This window comes from Streptomyces sp. SAJ15, from assembly GCF_007595705.1.
Taxonomy (GTDB): domain Bacteria; phylum Actinomycetota; class Actinomycetes; order Streptomycetales; family Streptomycetaceae; genus Streptomyces.
This window is the reverse complement of record NZ_NISY01000014.1, coordinates 54,017-70,726: the sequence shown is the minus strand read 5'-3', so window position 1 is coordinate 70,726 and position 16,710 is coordinate 54,017. Positions and strand designations below refer to the sequence as shown.

Below are 16,710 nucleotides of genomic sequence, written 5' to 3'. Positions count from 1 at the left end.
GGACAAACCTCCTTTGCGGTCCGGGCGGTTACCGGGGACTACGGGACGAGCAGCAGCTTTCCGGTGGTGCGCCGGGACGCCAGGTCCGTGTGCGCGCGGTACGCCTCGGCGAGGGGGTAGACACCGCCGATGGTGGCCTTGAGCGTGCCGTCGAGGATGCCCTGGAACACCTCGCCCGCCCGCCACTCGAACTCCTCGACCGTGGACCGGAAGTGCTCCAGGTACGGGCGTGTCAGGGTGAGCGAACCGCCCCACAGCAGCCGCATCACGTCGACGGGCGGCACCGCGCCGCTGGCGCCGCCGTAGAGGACGAGCGTGCCGCGGGTGCGCAGCGCTTCCAGGCTGGCGTCGAAGGTGGCGGCGCCCACGCCGTCGTACACGGCGTGCATGCCCTCGCCGTCGGTGAGGCGGCGGGCCTCGGCGGCCAGAGCGTCGGTCTCGGTGTAGCGGATGACCGCGTCCACGCCGTTGGCGCGGGCGAGTTTCTCCTTCTCCTCGGTGGAGACGGTGCCGATGACGCGCACGCCGCGCCGCTTGAGCATCTGGGTGAGCAGCAGCCCGACCCCGCCGGCGGCGGCGTGCACCAGCACGGTGTCGCCCTCCCTCGCCCGGTACGAGTCGTTGGCCAGGTAGTGGGCGGTCATGCCCTGGACGAGCACGCCGCCGGCGGTCACCAGGTCGATGCCGTCGGGGACGAGGATCGCCTTCTCCTCGGGGACGAGCACCCGGGTGGCGTAGCTGCCGAGGACGGTGGTCCAGGCGACGCGGTCGCCGACCGTGAAGCGGGTGACGCCGGGGCCGACGGCCAGGACGGTGCCGGAGCCCTCCTCCCCGGGGATCGACGGGAGGGGCAGCGGATAGCGGCCCTCGCGGCGGTAGAGGTCGATGAAGTTGACGCCGGCGGCGGCGAGCGCGACGAGGATCCGACCTTCGCCGGGCTGCCCGGGGTCGGGCTTCTCGACGTGGATCTGGACCTCGGGTCCGCCGGTCTCCCGGATCTCGATGGCGTGCATCAGTGGGCTCCGTTCAGGGGGGTGAGGTCGACGTCGTAGGCGCGCGTCCAGTCGTCGAGCCGGACGGTGGACTCGACGAGGATCCGCTCGAATTCGGACAGGCTGCCGGTGGTGGTCTTGTCGGCGAGCCGGCGCACCGCGGCCGCGTCGAGGTACGCGCTCAGGGGTGCCGCGTCGTCGCCCGCCGCGGCGGTGAGGCCGGTGATGAGGGCGCGGTCGTAGGCGGAGTCCTGGATCGACGGGTAGGCGGCCTTCTTTCGGCGCAGGACCGACTCCGGCAGCAGGTCGGCGGCGGCCGCGCGGAGCAGGGCCTTCTCCTCGCCGCTGTAGGTCTTCATCTCCCAGGGGATGTTGAAGACGTACTCGACCAGGCGGTGGTCGCAGAACGGCACCCGGCCCTCCAGTCCGCTGGCCATGCCCATGCGGTCCTTCTTGTCGAGGAGGATGGGCAGCCAGCGGGTGAGGGTGAGGTAGCCGAGCTCGCGGGTGCGACGGTCCGCGGCGTTCTCGGTGTCCGCGCCGTCCAGGTGGGGGACTTCGGCGAGCGCGGTGCGGTAGAGGTCGGCCTCGTACTCCGCGAGGTCGATCCCGTCCACGAACCACGGGTGGAACAGGGACCGCGGGTCCAGGCCGCGGTGGGCGCCCAGTTTGAGCCAGGGGAAGGTCTCGGCCTTGCGCGCCTCCGGGTCGGAGAACCACAGGTAGCCGCCGAAGACCTCGTCGGCGCCCTCGCCGGACAGCGCCACCGTCGCGTGTTCCCGCACCGCGGCGAACAGCAGGTACAGCGACACGTCCAGGTCGGCGAAGTTGAACGGCAGGTCCCAGGCGCCGAGGACGGACTTGCGCACGGCCGGGTCGAGGAGCCGGGCCCGGTCCAGGGTGATCATGTGGTGGTCGCTGCCGACGTGTCGGGCGACCTCTCGGGCGTACGGACCGTCCGGGGTGGGCCGGATGGCGTCGGCCTTGAAGTTCTCGGTGTGGCCGGTGAAGTCCACGGAGAAGGTGGCGAGCCGGCCGCCGTCGGCGGCGCGGGCACGGGCGGCGAGGGCGGTGACGGTGCTGGAGTCGAGGCCGCCGGAGAGCAGCGAGACCAGCGGCACGTCCGCGATCATCTGCCGGGGGACGATGTCGTCGAGCAGTGCGCGGACGGTGGCGACGGTCGTCTTCAGGTCGTCGGTGTGCGGGCGGGACTCCAGCGCCCAGTAGCGCCGCTCGACGATCCCGTCGCGGCCGACCCGCACCAGGTGGCCGGGCTTGACCTCGCGCATGCCGCGGAACGGCACCCGGCCGGGGGTGCGCAGGAAGAGCAGCGCGTCGCACAGCTCCTCGGGGCCGGCGGCGGCCTCGGCCAGCGGGTTGGCGAGGATCGCCTTGGGTTCGGAGCCGAAGAGGACTCCGTCGGGGGTGGGCTGGTAGAAGAGCGGCTTGACGCCCAGCCGGTCCCGGACGAGCAGCAGTTCCTCGCGGGCGGTGTCCCAGATGGCGAGGGAGTACATGCCGTTGAGGCGGTGGACGAAGTCCGCGCCCCACTCCAGGTAGGCGCGCAGGGCCACCTCCGTGTCGCTGCGGGTGGCGAACCGGTGCCCCAGGAGGGCGAGTTCCTCGCGCAGCTCGCGGCAGTTGTAGATCTCGCCGCCGTACGAGACGACGGCGCGCGGCCGGTCCCCGGGGCCGCGCTCCGGGGTGCGCATCGGCTGCGTGCCGTGCTCCAGGTCGATGATGGACAGCCGACGGTGGCCCAGGGCCGCGTGGTCGTCCAGCCAGACGCCGGCCGCGTCCGGTCCGCGGGCGGCCAGGGTGTCGGCCATGGCCGCGACGGTCTGGTGTTCGTCGGTGAGGTCGCGGGTGAAGGCGACCCATCCGGTGATGCCGCACATGGTGTGTGCTCCGTTCTCGGAAGGTGCGGTCGAGTCGCGGGCGCTCAGTCGGCGCGGTCGAGGTCCTGCCAGGGGCCGCGGCGCCAGCCGTCGATGTCGTAGTCGTCGAGGCAGTCCTGGACCAGCGACTCGTAGCGGGCGAGGCTGCCGCGCCTGGTCGCCCAGCGGAGCGCGTCGAGTCGGACCTGCTCGCCGTTGCCCGAGTAGTTGCGCTCGTACAGCTCGTGGCGGCCGCCGAACTCGGTGCCGATGGCGTCCCACACCAGCTTGAGCAGCTTGATCCGGTCGTGGGCGCTGGTGTCGGCGCCCCGGTAGAAGCGGTCGATGAGCGGCCGGAGTTCGGGGTTGGCCAGGTCGCGGCCGCTGGACGGCACCGCGAGGGGCGCCCCGCCGAGGGTCGTCTCGAAGAGCTCGTGGACACGGTCCCAGATCTGCGCGTTGTACATGCGCATCGCGGAGGCGTGTTCCAGCCGGGGGACGACCGTGCCGCCGCTGCCCGGTTCCGGGTCGTACGCCATGGCCGAGGTGAGCGCCCACACCATGTCGCGCATGGTGATGATCTCGCCGACGGCGGCCTGCACCCCGCGGAACTCGTCGGTGCCGTTCGCCCGGGTGCCTCGGGACAGCAGCCCGGCCATGAGCTCCAGCTTCACGCTCAGCCGGGTCCCGGACTGGAAGTTGTAGAGGTTCGGGAAGCCGGAGGTGGCGTAGAAGCCGGTGGCCCGCTCGATGTCGCGGTAGACGAGGACGTCCTCCCAGGGGATCAGCGCCTCGTCGAGCAGCAGCACACTGTCGTTCTCGTCGAAGCGACTGCTGAGCGGCGCGTCGAACGGGGTGGTGGCATGGCTCCCGTAGGGGGTGCGGCAGATCAGCTTGACGCCCGGGTTGTCCATGCGGACGAAGAAGACCAGGGCGAACGCCTCGGCCTTGCCGGGGGCGAGGGCGGCGGAGCCGACGGGTGCGACGAATCCGGCGTTGGTGAGGGCGGAGCCCGTCGCGAGCATCTTCGCGCCGCTGACCACCACGCCGGCGTCCGTCTCGCGCACCGCGTGCACGAAGACGTCCTCCATGTCGTGGATGGCCCGCTTGCGGTCGACGGGCGGGTTGATGATGACGTGGTTGAGGTAGAGCGCCCTGCTCGCGAACTCCCGGTACCAGGCGGTGGCGTTGTCCGCGTACGGCCCGTAGTAGTCGGCGTTGACGCCGAGGCCGGCCATGAAGGACGCCTTGTACTCGGGCGTACGGCCGAGGAATCCATAGCTCATCCGCGCCCAGGTGGCGATGGCCTCCCGGGCCTCGACCAGTTCGGCGGCGGACCGGCTCGGCTTGAAGAACCGGTGGGTACGGATGCCGGTCGCCTCGTCGGTGCCGGTGAGGACGTCGGCGGTGGCGGGGTCGTGCAGCGCGTCGTAGAGGCGGGCCACGGACAGGGCGGAGTTCCGGAAGGCGGGGTGACGGGTGACGTCCTTGATCCGCTCGCCGCCCAGATAGACCTGACGGCCGTCGCGGAGGCTCTCCAGATAGTCGTCGCCCGTCATCAGCCGACCGGTGGGGGTGTCGGTCATCGGACCAGCCCCGGGTTGTCCAGCGCCGGGGTGCCGAGCACCTGCACGCGGCGCAGATGCCGGGGGGCGCCGCTGGTGAAGGCGTTGCGGCCGTGCAGCAGCGTGTAGTTGTCGGTGACGACCAGATCGCCGGTGCGCCAGCTGTGCGCGTAGAGGTGGGCGGGGTCGTACAGCGCGGCGCGCAGCGTCCGGTGCGCCTCCGCCATCTCGTCGTCGGGCAGGCCGGTGAACCGCAGGTCCGGGTGGTTGACGAAGTCGGCGTCGTCGGCGGCCGTGGGCTCGTTGTAGCGGATCACGGGGGTGCCGGTGACGGGGTGGGTGGTGACGAGGGGGGAGGTGGTGACGCTGTCGTAGAAGTCTGTCTCGCGGTGGTACGTTCCGGTCACCGCGGACCACTTGGCGACGGTCTCCGGGTCGGTGTCGCGGAGTACGGCGGGCGTGTTCGAGAACGTCGTCTCGCCACCGTTGTCGACGCCGGGCGCCCGCACACACTGGAAGACCTGGAACTCGGGTATCTGCTCGCGGTACATGCCGTCCCAGTGCATCGGCATATAGCTGGAGTCGAAGATGTGGTCCTCCGGTCGTTCCTTCTCGATCAGGTCGAGGACGGTGCCGAAGGGCCAGACGCTGAGCTCGCCCCACTGCTCGCTGTACGCGGCGAGCTCCTGCGGGGTGTCGAAGCCGTCGAAGCCGCGGAGCAGCAGGATGTGGTGCTCGCGGACGAGGTCGCGCAGGGTGGCGACGGGGAGTTCGCCCACCCGCGCGCCGGGGCGCGGGGCGTGGACGGCCACGCCGAAGGGCTCGATGGGGGTGATCTCGATGTCGTGGGGGGTGTCGGTCATGGTGCTTCCTGTCGTGGGGAGGTGGTGAGAGGTGGGGCGAGGGTGGGGTGGGTGGACCGGCCCGACCCGTCGGGCTCCTATGGGCGGGACCTGTTCCCCGCCTCGCTCCGCGCCGGGGCGTCGTCGGCCCGCTCCAGGACGTAGTGGGTGGCCCGGCCCGCCGTGTACACCGGCTGGGCGCCCGCCTCCTCGGCCTCGGCGCGCTTCATCAGGGTGTAGCCGCCGGGGGTCTGCACCGCGACGCCGTGCCAGGGCGTCAGCCAGGCGTCGGGGGTGTCGGCGAGGAGGACGCCTATCTTGTCCGTGGCGCACGGCTGGGGGTGGATCGACAGCCGGACGGCGGTGGGGAAGAGCTCGTCGAGCAGCCGGCCCCAGGCGCGGCTGCGCTGGATGACCTGGTAGGCGAGGTCCCGGCACCTGCGTTGGAGGGCGGACCGGGTGCCGGTCCAGGACGGCCCGGAGAGGTCCTCCACCATGAACCGGGTGATACCCCGGTACATGCTGAGGGGCGCGCCCCCGGCCCGTACCTCCTCGCGCAGCTCCTCGATGCTCGGGGCGTGGCCGGCGGACAGCATGGCCCGCATGTCCTGGTGCCCGGCGCCCCGGTAGACGTCGTCGAGGGTGAACTGCTCGAGGTGGGTCGCGCCGATCCGCCCGATGAGGGCGTTGATGCCCTCGGCGTACCCGGAGACGTCCTCGTCGCGGACGCCGAGCAGGTCGTTGAAGACCCGCCCGTCGGAGCAGATCCTGATGACCGCGCCGGGCGGGTAGATCTCGGCGATGCGCTCGCAGAGCGTGTTGAGGAACCGCAGCGCGAGTTCCTCGGCCAGGTCGGGCAGGGTGCCGAGGACCTTGGCCGGGTTCGGGGACTTGGTCGGAAAGGCCGGCAGGACGAACTCGACGCGTCGGCCGCTCTCCATGGTGCCGCGCACCGCGTCCAGGTGGTACCTGACGCAGCGCAGGCACACCCTGCCCGTGCAGCCGCCGTCCCGCAGCCTGCGCTGGTGGGTCAGGACCTCCCGGATCACCTCGACGGCGGCCAGTTCGATATCGGGTGCGGTCAGATCGGACACCGCGCCTCCCCTCGTGGACTGGGATCCACGGTCGTCGGCGCGCGCATACGAAACGCACAATCGGCTTCCGGCGGAGGCTGTGCGCGAGGGCGACAGCCCGGGTCAGCACCTTGCCGCGGGAGCCCCCTCGGCCGTCCTGGGGGCCGGCACCCCCACCGCGCTCAGTTCCACCTCCGCGCGTTCCGCCCAGAAGGGCATGCCCAGGGCCCGGAACCCGGCCAACGCCTCCCGCACATGTCCGGCGCCCCTCCCCTCATCGCCCATCGCCCTGTACGCCCTGCCGAGCCAGTAGGCCGCGAGCGTCTCGCCTCGCCTCTCCCCCAGCTCCGCGAAGATCGTCGCCGCCTCTCCGAGCGACGCCAGCGCGCGGGGCGCCTGGTCCGGCCCCAGGTCCACGTGCATGCGGCCCAGCGTCAGCAGCGCATAGGCCTCGCCGGGCCGGTGCCGCACCATCCGGTACTCGGCCAGCGCCCGGTGCAGATGGCGCGCCGCCCGGCCGAACCGGCCGTGTCCGAGCTCCGCGACGGCCAGCAGTTGCAGCACGTCCGCGAGGGCGAGCGGATGGGCGAGCCGCTCGACCGTCTCCAGGACCGGCCCCAGTGCCTCGATCGCCTCGGCCTGCCGGTCCTGGCAGACGAGCGCGTACCCGAGGCTGCGCATCGCGAGCACCCACCCGTGCCGGTCGCCGAGGGCGTCGAGCGCGGCGGCGGCCGACGCGGCGTCCGCGTGGGCGAGTTCGGCCATGCCCCGGTCGCTGATGGCGAAGGCGCGGTGGGTGCGCAGCCGGGCCGCGTGGTGCGCCTCACCCAGCTCGTCCAGCTGCTCGATGGCGAACGCCCACTGGTTCGCGGCCTCGTGCACCCGTCCGCGGACGGCGGACGCCCGGGCCAGGGAGCCCTGCGCGACGGCGACGGCGACGGCGTCACCGGCGGTCGCGGCCCGCTCGTGCTCGGCCCGGACCACGCGCTCCCACTCGTCCCACCAGTTTCGCAGGTGGCAGACCTCCTCCAGGGCGAGGGCCAGGGCGAACGACTCCGGCCCGTACCCGGCGTCCGCCGCCCACTCGGCCGCCGTGACGAGGCCGGCGCGCTCGCCCTCCAGCCAGCCGACGGGGTCGGTCGTTCCGCCGCGTACGACGTCGACCGGGACCCCACGGATGAGCTGGTCGGCGGCGGCCCGGATGCGGGAGAGCCAGCCGTCGAGGACGCGGGCGACCGCCGCGCGCCGCCAGGGCGCGGGCTCCTCTGCCGCGGCGCGCCGCCCCGCGTGGGCGTGCAGCAGGTCGTGCAGGCGGTAGCGGGGCCGGCCCTGCACGTCGGTGCCGACGATCTGCACGAGGTGGGCGTCGAGCAGCGCGTCGATCGAGCGGTCGGCCTCGGGGGCGTCCAGCAGCGCGGACAGTACCCAGCCCGGGAACTCCGGTGACGGGAGCATCCCGAGAGCGCGGAAGGCGCGGGCGGCGGCGGGCGCCAGGCCGCGGTAGCCGGCGGCGAGGCAGGCCGCGACGGCGTTCTCCCCGTCGCGCGGTCCGTCGAGTCGGTCCGCGAGCCGTTCGAGGGTCAGGTCCGGGCTGCCGGCGAGCCGGGCCGCGGCGACCCGCAGAGCCAGGGGGAGCCCGGCGCAGGCGGCCAGGACTCGTGCGGCGGCTTCCGGTTCCGCGTCGAGTCGCGGGCAGTCGTCCACGATCCGGCGCAGCAGCGTGCGGGCCTCCTCCTCGCCGAGCGGTCCGACGGCGACGACCCGCGCGCCGTGGAACCGGTCCGGGCGGGCTCGGCTGGTGATCAGGACCGCGCAGCCGGGGATGCCCGGCAGCAGCGGGCGGACCTGTTCCTCGTCCGCCGCGTCGTCGAGCAGCACCAGCACCTTGCGGTCGCCCAGCAGGGAACGGAACATCCCGGCCCGGTCCACCGTCGCCTCCGGTATGGACGACCCGGCGACGCCCAGGCTGGTCAGCAGGTCGGCGAGCACCTCGCCGGGGGTACGCCGGGGGCCGCGCGCGCCGTCCAGGCGGAGGAACAGCCGGCCGTCGGGGAAGGTGTGCCGCAGCAGATGGGCGACGCGGGTGGCCAGGGTGGTCTTGCCGACGCCGGGCGGTCCGGTGAGAACCACGACGGGGCCGGCCGGGGGCGGCGGTTCGGCGGCAGCTGTCGGGGACGGGGAGTCGGCAGCGGGCTCCAGCAGGGCGGCGGCCCGGGAGGTCAGCAGGTCACGGCCGACGAAGTCGGCGATGTCGGGAGGGAGTTGGTCGACGGTCCGCCAGACGGCGGCGGGTCTCGCGGGGTGTACGGGCTCGGGCGGACCGCCGAGGGCGGGGTCGCGGGTGAGGACCGCGCGGTGCAGTCGGCGGAGCTCCTCCCCTGGTTCGAGTCCCAGCTCGTCGCGCAGGGCGGCGCGGGCGAGGGCGTACGACTTGAGCGCGTCGCCGGGACGACGACAGCGGTACTGAGCGAGCATCAGCTTGGCCCACAGGGACTCGCGCAACGGATGCCGGGCGGTCTGCTCGCGCAACAGCCCTGTCGCCTCCCGGTGCTCCCCGAGCGCGAGGCGCGCCTCGGCGTACTCCTCGAACGCGACCATCCGCGCCTCCTCCAGGCGGGCGGCCTCGATGCGCAGGGCGTCGTGGTGCGTCACCCGGTCGAAGGCGCCGCCGCGCCACAGCTCCAGCGCCTCGCGCAGTCGGGCGGCGGAGGTGCGGTGCTCGCCCTCGGTCAGCGCGGCGCGGCCCTGGGCGACGAGTTCCTCGAAGCGGTGGGCGTCCAGTTCGCCCTGCCGCACGAGCAGCCGGTAGCCGCCGTGGCCGAGGCTCAAGCGGCCCTCGTCTGCGACCGTGTTGAGCGCCCGGCGGAGGCCGGCGACGTAGCTGCGGAGGTTGGCCTGGGCGGATGCGGGCGGGGTCTCTCCCCAGATGGCGTCGCAGAGGCGCTCCCCGGACACGGCGGCGTTGGCGTTGAGGATCAGCGTGGCGAGCAGGGTCCGCTGCTTGGGCCCACCGAGCGGTAGCACACGGCCGTCCGCGACCGCCTCGACAGGGCCCAGCACCTTGAACTCGATGCGCGGAAGGTCCACCCGCGCCACCCCTCTGTCGTACACCTTCGAAACATGGTCAGGCGGACCACCCTATGGGTCGACGGCCGCCCCTTGCGCGGCCCGCTTCCCGAGCCCCGACCCACGGTTTGACTTCAAGTGCGGTTCAACTTTTAGCGTCGTCGGCGACGAAAGGAACTCGACTGTGACGACACTGGTTACGGGCGCCACCGGGAACACCGGCCGGCATGTTGTGGCGGAGCTGCTTCGCCGAGGAGAGCACGTTCGGGCGCTGACGCGGAATCCGGCCGCGGCCGCGGGAAGGCTTCCCGCCGAGGTGGAGCTGGTGGCCGGCACACACACCGCGCCGGAGGAGTTGGACGCCGCCCTCAAGGGCGTCGGCCGGTTGCACATCACGGTGACGGCGGGGCTCGCCGAGGTGGGGCCCGAACTGGTGCGGCGGGCGGTCGACGCGGGGGTGCGGCGCATCGCCGTGGTGTGGGGTGGCTGGGTGGGACCGGTCGAGCAGGCCGTGGCGGAGTCGGGCGTGGAGTGGACCCGCCTGGAACCGCAGGAGTTCATGTCCAACACCCTGACCTGGACCGAATCGGTGCGCACGGAGGGGGTCGTGCGCGAGCCGTACGACTTTCCCAGCGCCCTCGTGCACGAGGCCGACATAGGCGAGGTGGCGGCGGTCGCGCTGCTCGACGACGGCCATGCGGGGCGTGCCTACAACCTCACCGGGCCCGAGTCGCTGACCCCGAGTGAGCGGATCGCCATCCTGTCTCAGGCGATCGGCCGCGATGTCACCCTCGTCCCGATCACCCACGAACAGGCCGTGGACAGGCTGATGGCGACCGGCGTGTCCCGGGCGGACGCCGACTATGTCGTCGGCTGGTACGCCACGCCCACCGAGGACGCCACGACCGTCGTCGACACCGTCGAGCGGGTGACCGGCCACCCGGCGCGCACGTTCGCACAGTGGGTGGCCGCCCACACGGACCGCTTCCAGGCGCCCGCGGGTTAAGGCGGGCCCCTACCGCGACGGTGCCCGCGGTGACAGCAGGCACCGTCGCGCCCCTCGGTCTTGTGGCCGTCGGCGCACGCTGGTGTCGCCCGTGTCACCGGTCGGCTGCCCGCACAGCTCGGTTGGTATCTGGTGGCCCTCGGCATCCCGCTGTGCGTCGTCTCCTTCCCGGTCACCGGCGGTTGGCCGCTCCTCGCCATCGGATACTCAGCCTCGTCGCCAACCGCCGCACCGGCGCGCGACGCGCCTGAGACACTCCCCCTGAGCGGCCTGCCCCGGCCGTCGGTTGACGGGTCGTCACAGGCCGCGCTCCCGGGGCCGCGCGCCTACCGCCCGCGGAGTACCTCCCCCAGGCGGCGCGCGCCCTCGGTCAGTTCGGCGTGGTCGGGGGTGGCCGCGAAGGAGAGCCGCAGGTGTGCCGCGGGGGGTTCGGTGGCGTGGTAGCGGAGACCGGCGCTGACGGCGACGCCGTGGTTCCGGGCGGCGTCGACGAGTGCCGAGTCGTCCCAGCCGGCCGGGAGCCGGAGCCACAGGTGCAGCCCGCCCGCGGGCGGGGTGACGGAGGCACCGGGGATCTCGCGGTTCAGCGCGGCGGCCAGTCGGCCGCACCGCTCCCGCAGCGCCGTGCCGAGGGTGCGCACATGCCGCTCCCACGAGGGGGAGCTGAGCATCTCCAACGCCGCTTCCTGGAGTGGCCGCGAGACGAAGAAGTCGTCGACCAGCCGGATCGCACGCATCCGTTCCATCACCGGGCCGCGGGCCACCAGCGCCCCGATCCGCAGGCTGGGGGCCGCGGGCTTGGTGAGCGAGGTCAGGTAGACCACCGCGCCGTCGCGGTCGTCGGCCATCAGCGGGCGCGGCACGGGGCCGCCGTGTCCCAGGTGCCGGGCGAAGTCGTCCTCGATCACGAAGGCGCCCGAGGCCCGGGCCACGTCCAGCACCTGACGGCGGCGTTCGGGGGCCAGCACGGTGCCGGTCGGGTTGTGGAAGGTGGGCTGGCAGTACAGCAGCCGGGCGCCGGTCATCGCGAACGCGTCGGCCAGCAGGTCCGGACGCAGCCCGTCGGCGTCGAGCGGCACCGGCACCGGGCGCAGTCCCGCGGCCCGTGCGGCGGCGAGGGCGCCCGGGTAGCCGGGTGACTCCACCAGGACCGGGCTACCCGGCGCGGCGATGGCCCGGAACGCGATCGACAGGGCGCTCTGTCCGCCCGCCGTGATGAGCACGTCGTCCGGTGTCGCGCCGCCGCCGGCGATTCCGGCGAACACCGCCCGCAGCGCCGGCAGGCCGCCGGCCGGGGCGCGGTCCCAGGCGTCCGGGCGCCGTGCCGCCCGCGCGAGCGCGGCGCTCAGGGCGCGGGTCGGCTGCAGCGACGCGTGCACATAGCCGCCGTCCAGTCGGATAGCCCCCTCGGGCAGGGGGCTGGGAGTCTCCGCGATCGGCTGGGTGTCGACCGCGCGGTCGGTGAGCGCGACGGTCTGCCAGGCGGTGTCGACGACATCGTTCTCCGGCCGGGCGCGCGGCGCCACGTAGGTGCCGCTGCCCGGACGGGTCACCACGGCTCCCTCCGCGGCCAGCACGGCGATCGCGCGCGCCACGGTCACCGGGCTGACCCGGTACTGCTGGACCAACTCCCGGCTGCTCGGCAGCCGGTCACCGGGCGAGAGCCGATCGAGGAGCGCGCGCAGACTGTTCGTCAGTTCCACAGAAGTGCTACTGTCAGACATGAAGAATGAGAATAGCGCTACTGAGTTCATCGGGGAAGCACTTCACCGGAACCTCGCCGACCTGCGCGCCGACACACCCGGGTGTGAGCACGTCGTGCACTTCAACAACGCCGGCTGCGGGCTGATGGCCCGTCCCGTCCTCGACACCGTGCTGGACCATCTGAAGCTGGAGGCCCGGATCGGCGGTTACGAGGCCGCGGCCGCCCAGGCCGAGCAGGTGCGCGGGTTCTACACGGAGATCGCCGCGCTGATCAACACCACGCCGGACAACATCGCCTTCGCCGGCAGCGCCACCCACGCCTATGCCAACGCCCTGTCCGCGATTCCCTTCGAGGCCGGCGACACCATCCTCACCACCCGCGACGACTTCATCTCCAACCAGATCGCCTTCCTGTCCCTGCGCAAGCGGTTCGGGGTGCGCATCGTGCACGCGCCGGACGCTCCGGAGGGCGGGGTGGACGTGGCCGCGATGGCCGCCCTCATGCGGTCACACCGGCCGCGCCTGGTGACCGCGACCCATGTGCCCACCAACTCCGGCCTCATCCAGCCGATCTCCGAGATCGGCCGGCACTGCCGCGAGCTGGGTCTGCTCTACCTCGTCGACGCCTGTCAGTCGGTGGGCCAACTCCCCCTCGACGTCGAGGAGATCGGCTGCGACATGCTCACCGCGACCTGCCGGAAGTTCCTCCGCGGCCCCCGCGCCTCGGGCTTCCTCTATGTCTCCGACCGGGTGCTGCGGGCCGGCTACGAACCGCTGTTCATCGACATGCACGGCGCGCGGTGGACGGCACCCGACCAGTACCAACCCGTCGCCTCCGCGGCCCGTTTCGAGGAGTGGGAGTTCCCGTACGCCACCGTGCTCGGCTGCGCGGCGGCGGTCCGCTACGCCCGGAGGGTGGGCATCGACGCCATCGCGCAGCGCACCCCGGCGCTCGCGCGGCGACTCCGCGACCGGCTCCAGACCGTGCCCGGCGTGCGGCTCCTCGACCGGGGCCCCCGCCTCGCGGCGCTGGTCACCTTCGGAGTCGAGGGCTGGCGGCCCCAGGAGTTCAAGGCGGCCGTGGACGCCTTCGGCATCAACTCGGCCCTGAGCTTCCGGGAGTTCGCCCAGTACGACTTCGGTGACAAGGACGTGGACTGGTGCCTGCGGCTGTCGCCGCACTACTACAACACCGAGGACGAGGTGGACCGGGTCGCCGACGCCGTCGCGGAGCTGGTGCGGCGCTCGCCGGGCACCCGACAGGCGGTGCGATGACGACCACGCGAGGCCGCGCCGGGGAACCGGGCCCCGGCGCGTCCGCGGTGGCCGGACCGCCCACCGCGGACCCCACGACGACCCCGGTCGTCGAACCGCACGACGCCAAGGGGGACAGCCTGTGGCGTAACCGCGACTTCCGCCGGTTCTGGCTCGGCGAGACCCTGTCCCTGCTGGGCTCGCAGGTGACGAACCTGGCGCTGCCGCTGACCGCGATCAGCGCCTTCGACGCCACCGACGAGCAGGTCGGCGTCCTGCGCTTCCTGCAACTGGTGCCGTTCCTCGGACTGGCCCTGGTGTTCGGGGTGTGGGTCGACCGGGCCCGCAGGCGACGGGTGATGCTCGGCGCCAACCTCGCCCGCCTGGCGCTGCTCACCCTCGTGCCGGTGCTGTACTGGCTGGACGCCCTCAGCATGGGGTCGCTGCTGGTCATCGCCTGTGCCATCGGGGTGGCCACGGTGCTGTTCGACGTCAGCTGGATGTCCTACGTACCCACCCTGGTACGCGAGCCGAAGCACTATGTGGAGGCCAGCGCCAAGATGAGCGTCAGCTCCTCGGCCGCCGACGTGGCCGGACCCGGACTGGCCGGCGCCCTGGTCAGCGCGGTCACCGCGCCCGTGGCGCTGATCGTGGACGCCTTCTCCTACCTGGTGTCGGTCGTCTCGCTGCTGCTCATCCGCACCCCCGAACCCCGGCCGGAGCCACCGGCCGAGCGCCGGAGGCTGTCGGTCGAGCTTCGCGAGGGTCTGCGCTGGGTGCTGAAGAACCCCGTGCTGCGCTCACTCGCGCTGATCGGGTTCTGCTGCAACTTCTCCATGATCACCGTGTGGACCATGTTCCTGCTGTACGGCACCCGCGATCTGCACTTCGCCTCCACCACCCTCGGCACGATCTTCGCGATCGCCTCCGTGGGCGGCCTGATCGGCGCGGTGCTCTCCCGGCGGATCATCCGACGCTTCCGGCTCGGCCGGGTCTATCTCGTGGCCCAGTCGGCGCTTCTGCTCGGCCCGCTGCTGATCGTGGCGGCCGCGGGCCCCCGGCCGGTGATGGTGGGGATGTGCGTGCTGTCCTTCTTCGTCACCTACCTGGGGCTCGGCGTCGCGGGCGTCATCATCGTCAGCCTGCGCCAGACCAGCACCCCGCAGTCGATGATGGGCCGGATGACCGCCGTCTTCCGCACCCTGCTCTTCGGCGGCAGCGCACTCGGCGGACTCTTCGCCGGCCTGCTGTCCGGACGGATCGGAGCCGAGGGCGCGCTCACGGTGGCGGCGTGGGGATCCGCCGCGGTGGTGATCGTCATCGTGCTGTCTCCGGTGAGCCGGCTGCGTGAACTGCCGGCTCCCGTCCCCGAGCCGGCACCGGGAGCGGCCAGGGGCTGAGGTCGGCGCACCGACCGCCACGGGCGGCGGACCCGGGTCACGGAAACCCGGTGTCCGCCCTCCCGGCGTGTGTCGGGACGGCCGACACCGGGACGGCCGACACCGGGACGGCCGACATCAGGACGGCCGAACCGCGAGGGCCGTCGACGAGCCGGGCCTTCCGCGACGTCGGGCCGCCCCGGTGACACGGCGGGCGGCCCCGGCGCGTCAGCCGTGCGGAACGACGGCGACGGGGCAGCGCGCGTGATGGAGGGCGGCGTGGGCGACATGACCGACATACGGAACGAGCGGGGGTCGATGCGTGCCCCGGCCGACCACCAGCAGCCCGGCGCGGGCGGCCGAGCCCAGCAGGACCTCCGCCGCGCTGCCGATCTCCACATGCTCGGTGACGGCGACGTCGGGGAACTTCTCCCGCCACGGCCGGACCGCTTCCGCGAGTGCGCCGCGCTCATACGGTTCGAGGCCGCCGGCCTCGTCGAGGAGCCGCAGGGACTGCGGGCTGTAGGCGAATACCGGCGGCAGGCTCCAGGCCCGCACCGCGCGCAGCGGCGCCCGCCGCGCCGCCGCCGTGGCGAAGGCGAACTCCAGCACCGGCCCAGCCGACTCCGCCGTGTCCTGGACGCCGACCACCACCTCCTCCGGGTCCGGCGCGCCCGTGGCGTCGTCGCTCGGGCGGCGCACCAGGACGACCGGCGCCTTGGCCTGTGCGAGCACCCGCAGGCCGACGGAGCCGAGCAGGAATCCGAGCGCGGCGCCGTGTCCCCGGGAGCCGAGCACCACCATCTCCGCGCCCTCACTCCGTGCCACGAGGGCGGGCACCGGCTCCTGCGAGGCCCGTTCGGTGGAGACCGTCACCCCGGGGTGATGGCTCGTCAGGTCCACCCGCGTCTCCTCCAGGAGACCGCGCGCCGGCTCGTCGCCCGCCTCGTCCGCGCCGTCCGCCCGGGGCCCGCTGGTCGGCTGGGGCGGCACCGTCCACGCGTACACCAGGCGCACCGGCACCTCGCGCCGCCGCGCCTCCCGGGCCGCCCAGTCGGCGGCCGCCCGGCTCTCGGGCGATCCGTCCAGACCCACGATGATGGGACGTGTCATGGGATGTCTCCTCCTTCAGATCCCTACCACTCCGGGGTGACGGCCACGACCGCCGCCGTTGCCGCACCACTTCAGGTTCCCGCGTGCGGCGCCACGGCCCCAGAGGCCGATCGGCCCTCTCCCGGCCGATCGGCCTCCTCCCCCGGCCGGACCGGTGACGCCCCACTTTCGACGGCGCGCCTACCCGCGGTGCGACGGCCGGAACCCGGGGCTCGACCACTAGTGATCCAGCGGTCGGCGGACCTCGCCCGTGCCCAGTGTGATCACTTCCCGGGCTCGCATGGGCCCCTCGCCGCGCCGGGAGAGGAGGACCACGTCCTGGACCACGGCCGACAGCGCGCCGAGCCGGGCGGCGCACTCCGCGGCCAGACGCCGCGGGTCCCGGGTGCGCCCAAGGGACAGATGCGGGGTGAAGCGGCCGCCGCGCCCGTGGCAGAGCGGGAACCGCAGTCCCAGGGCCTGGTGCAGACGGGTCCACGGGGCCAGGCCCGCCGCGGCCGGATCGAGCCACACCGTCGCGTCATGCCGGTGCCGGAAGTACCGCACGCCGGACAGGCGCACGGTGAACGCCGCGCTCTCCGCCGCCCCGGCGGCGAGCAGGGGCACCGCGCGTGCGAACTCCTCCTCCGGCACGAAGCCGAACAGCAGGTTCACATGCGGGGGCCACCGCCGTACCTGCGGATCGTGCTCCCACCGGATGTCCTGGATCGCCGGCCAGAGCTCCCGTGGCGGCAGCCACGCGACCGCCGTGCGGGCCGTCGGCGCCACCTCGAGCGCGTCCGTCGGCTCGGCCTCGTCGAAAACCGGATTCTCGTCCACACCACCATGGTCCGGACCGC

At 73.3% G+C, this 16,710-nt stretch carries 12 protein-coding genes; 3 read left to right on the top strand and 9 right to left on the bottom strand.

Annotation, left to right across the window (positions count from 1 at the left end):
* Positions 1-38 precede the first annotated feature (38 nt).
* The 6 genes from CD790_RS28140 to CD790_RS28115 form a co-directional block, all read right to left on the bottom strand.
* Positions 39-1,013 (bottom strand): quinone oxidoreductase, encoded by a 975-nt coding sequence (locus CD790_RS28140; RefSeq protein ID WP_144386180.1) that lies wholly within the window; start codon positions 1,011-1,013, stop codon positions 39-41.
* Complete coding sequence (gene asnB, locus CD790_RS28135) at positions 1,013-2,890, bottom strand: asparagine synthase (glutamine-hydrolyzing) (protein ID WP_144386179.1); 1,878 nt, start codon at positions 2,888-2,890, stop codon at positions 1,013-1,015. The genes CD790_RS28140 and asnB overlap by 1 nt, the downstream gene beginning before the upstream one ends.
* A 44-nt stretch (positions 2,891-2,934) precedes the next feature.
* The gene (locus CD790_RS28130) at positions 2,935-4,455 is read right to left on the bottom strand and encodes a 4-hydroxyphenylacetate 3-hydroxylase family protein (protein WP_144386178.1); all 1,521 of its coding nucleotides are present in this window, start codon (positions 4,453-4,455) and stop codon (positions 2,935-2,937) included.
* Complete coding sequence (locus tag CD790_RS28125; RefSeq protein ID WP_144386177.1) at positions 4,452-5,297, bottom strand: TauD/TfdA family dioxygenase; 846 nt, start codon at positions 5,295-5,297, stop codon at positions 4,452-4,454. Before CD790_RS28125 ends, CD790_RS28130 begins: the two co-directional genes overlap by 4 nt.
* Positions 5,298-5,374: 77 nt before the next feature.
* Positions 5,375-6,370 (bottom strand): L-tyrosine/L-tryptophan isonitrile synthase family protein, encoded by a 996-nt coding sequence (locus CD790_RS28120; protein ID WP_222108311.1) that lies wholly within the window; start codon positions 6,368-6,370, stop codon positions 5,375-5,377.
* A 102-nt stretch (positions 6,371-6,472) separates the two neighbouring features.
* Positions 6,473-9,460, bottom strand: a complete 2,988-nt coding sequence (locus CD790_RS28115; protein WP_144386176.1) for a BTAD domain-containing putative transcriptional regulator — start codon at positions 9,458-9,460, stop codon at positions 6,473-6,475.
* A gap of 139 nt (positions 9,461-9,599) precedes the next feature.
* On the opposite strand from CD790_RS28115, the gene CD790_RS28110 reads away from it, so the two are divergent.
* Positions 9,600-10,421: an NmrA family NAD(P)-binding protein gene (locus CD790_RS28110; RefSeq protein ID WP_144386175.1), complete on the top strand. Its 822-nt coding sequence runs from the start codon at positions 9,600-9,602 to the stop codon at positions 10,419-10,421.
* 326 nt (positions 10,422-10,747) lie between these two features.
* On the opposite strand, the gene CD790_RS28105 is transcribed toward CD790_RS28110, so the two are convergent.
* Complete coding sequence (locus tag CD790_RS28105) at positions 10,748-12,145, bottom strand: PLP-dependent aminotransferase family protein (protein ID WP_144386174.1); 1,398 nt, start codon at positions 12,143-12,145, stop codon at positions 10,748-10,750.
* Here CD790_RS28105 and CD790_RS28100 point away from each other — a divergent pair.
* Both CD790_RS28100 and CD790_RS28095 read left to right on the top strand, forming a co-directional pair.
* Positions 12,144-13,400, top strand: a complete 1,257-nt coding sequence (locus CD790_RS28100; protein ID WP_144386173.1) for an aminotransferase class V-fold PLP-dependent enzyme — start codon at positions 12,144-12,146, stop codon at positions 13,398-13,400. The genes CD790_RS28105 and CD790_RS28100 overlap by 2 nt on opposite strands.
* Positions 13,397-14,779 carry an MFS transporter gene (locus CD790_RS28095; protein ID WP_144386172.1) on the top strand — a complete coding sequence of 461 codons (1,383 nt, stop codon included), beginning with the start codon at positions 13,397-13,399 and terminating at the stop codon, positions 14,777-14,779. The genes CD790_RS28100 and CD790_RS28095 overlap by 4 nt, the downstream gene beginning before the upstream one ends.
* A gap of 207 nt (positions 14,780-14,986) precedes the next feature.
* Here the strand turns inward: CD790_RS28095 and CD790_RS28090 are convergent, their stop codons facing one another.
* Entirely contained in the window at positions 14,987-15,871 is an 885-nt protein-coding gene (locus tag CD790_RS28090) for a universal stress protein (RefSeq protein ID WP_144386171.1), read from the bottom strand.
* Between the two features lie 219 nt (positions 15,872-16,090).
* Entirely contained in the window at positions 16,091-16,690 is a 600-nt protein-coding gene (locus tag CD790_RS28085; RefSeq protein ID WP_144386170.1) for a 2'-5' RNA ligase family protein, read from the bottom strand.
* Positions 16,691-16,710: the final 20 nt, after the last annotated feature.

Excerpts from the sequence above, each read along its gene's own strand:
- CD790_RS28140 (WP_144386180.1), bottom strand. The coding sequence starts at position 1,013 with ATGCACGCCATCGAGATCCGGGAGACCGGCGGACCCGAGGTCCAGATC.
- asnB (WP_144386179.1), bottom strand. The coding sequence starts at position 2,890 with ATGTGCGGCATCACCGGATGGGTCGCCTTCACCCGCGACCTCACCGAC.
- CD790_RS28130 (WP_144386178.1), bottom strand. The coding sequence starts at position 4,455 with ATGACCGACACCCCCACCGGTCGGCTGATGACGGGCGACGACTATCTG.
- CD790_RS28125 (WP_144386177.1), bottom strand. The coding sequence starts at position 5,297 with ATGACCGACACCCCCCACGACATCGAGATCACCCCCATCGAGCCCTTC.
- CD790_RS28100 (WP_144386173.1), top strand. The coding sequence starts at position 12,144 with ATGAAGAATGAGAATAGCGCTACTGAGTTCATCGGGGAAGCACTTCAC.
- CD790_RS28105 (WP_144386174.1), bottom strand. The coding sequence starts at position 12,145 with ATGTCTGACAGTAGCACTTCTGTGGAACTGACGAACAGTCTGCGCGCG.
- CD790_RS28095 (WP_144386172.1), top strand. The coding sequence starts at position 13,397 with ATGACGACCACGCGAGGCCGCGCCGGGGAACCGGGCCCCGGCGCGTCC.
- CD790_RS28090 (WP_144386171.1), bottom strand. The coding sequence starts at position 15,871 with ATGACACGTCCCATCATCGTGGGTCTGGACGGATCGCCCGAGAGCCGG.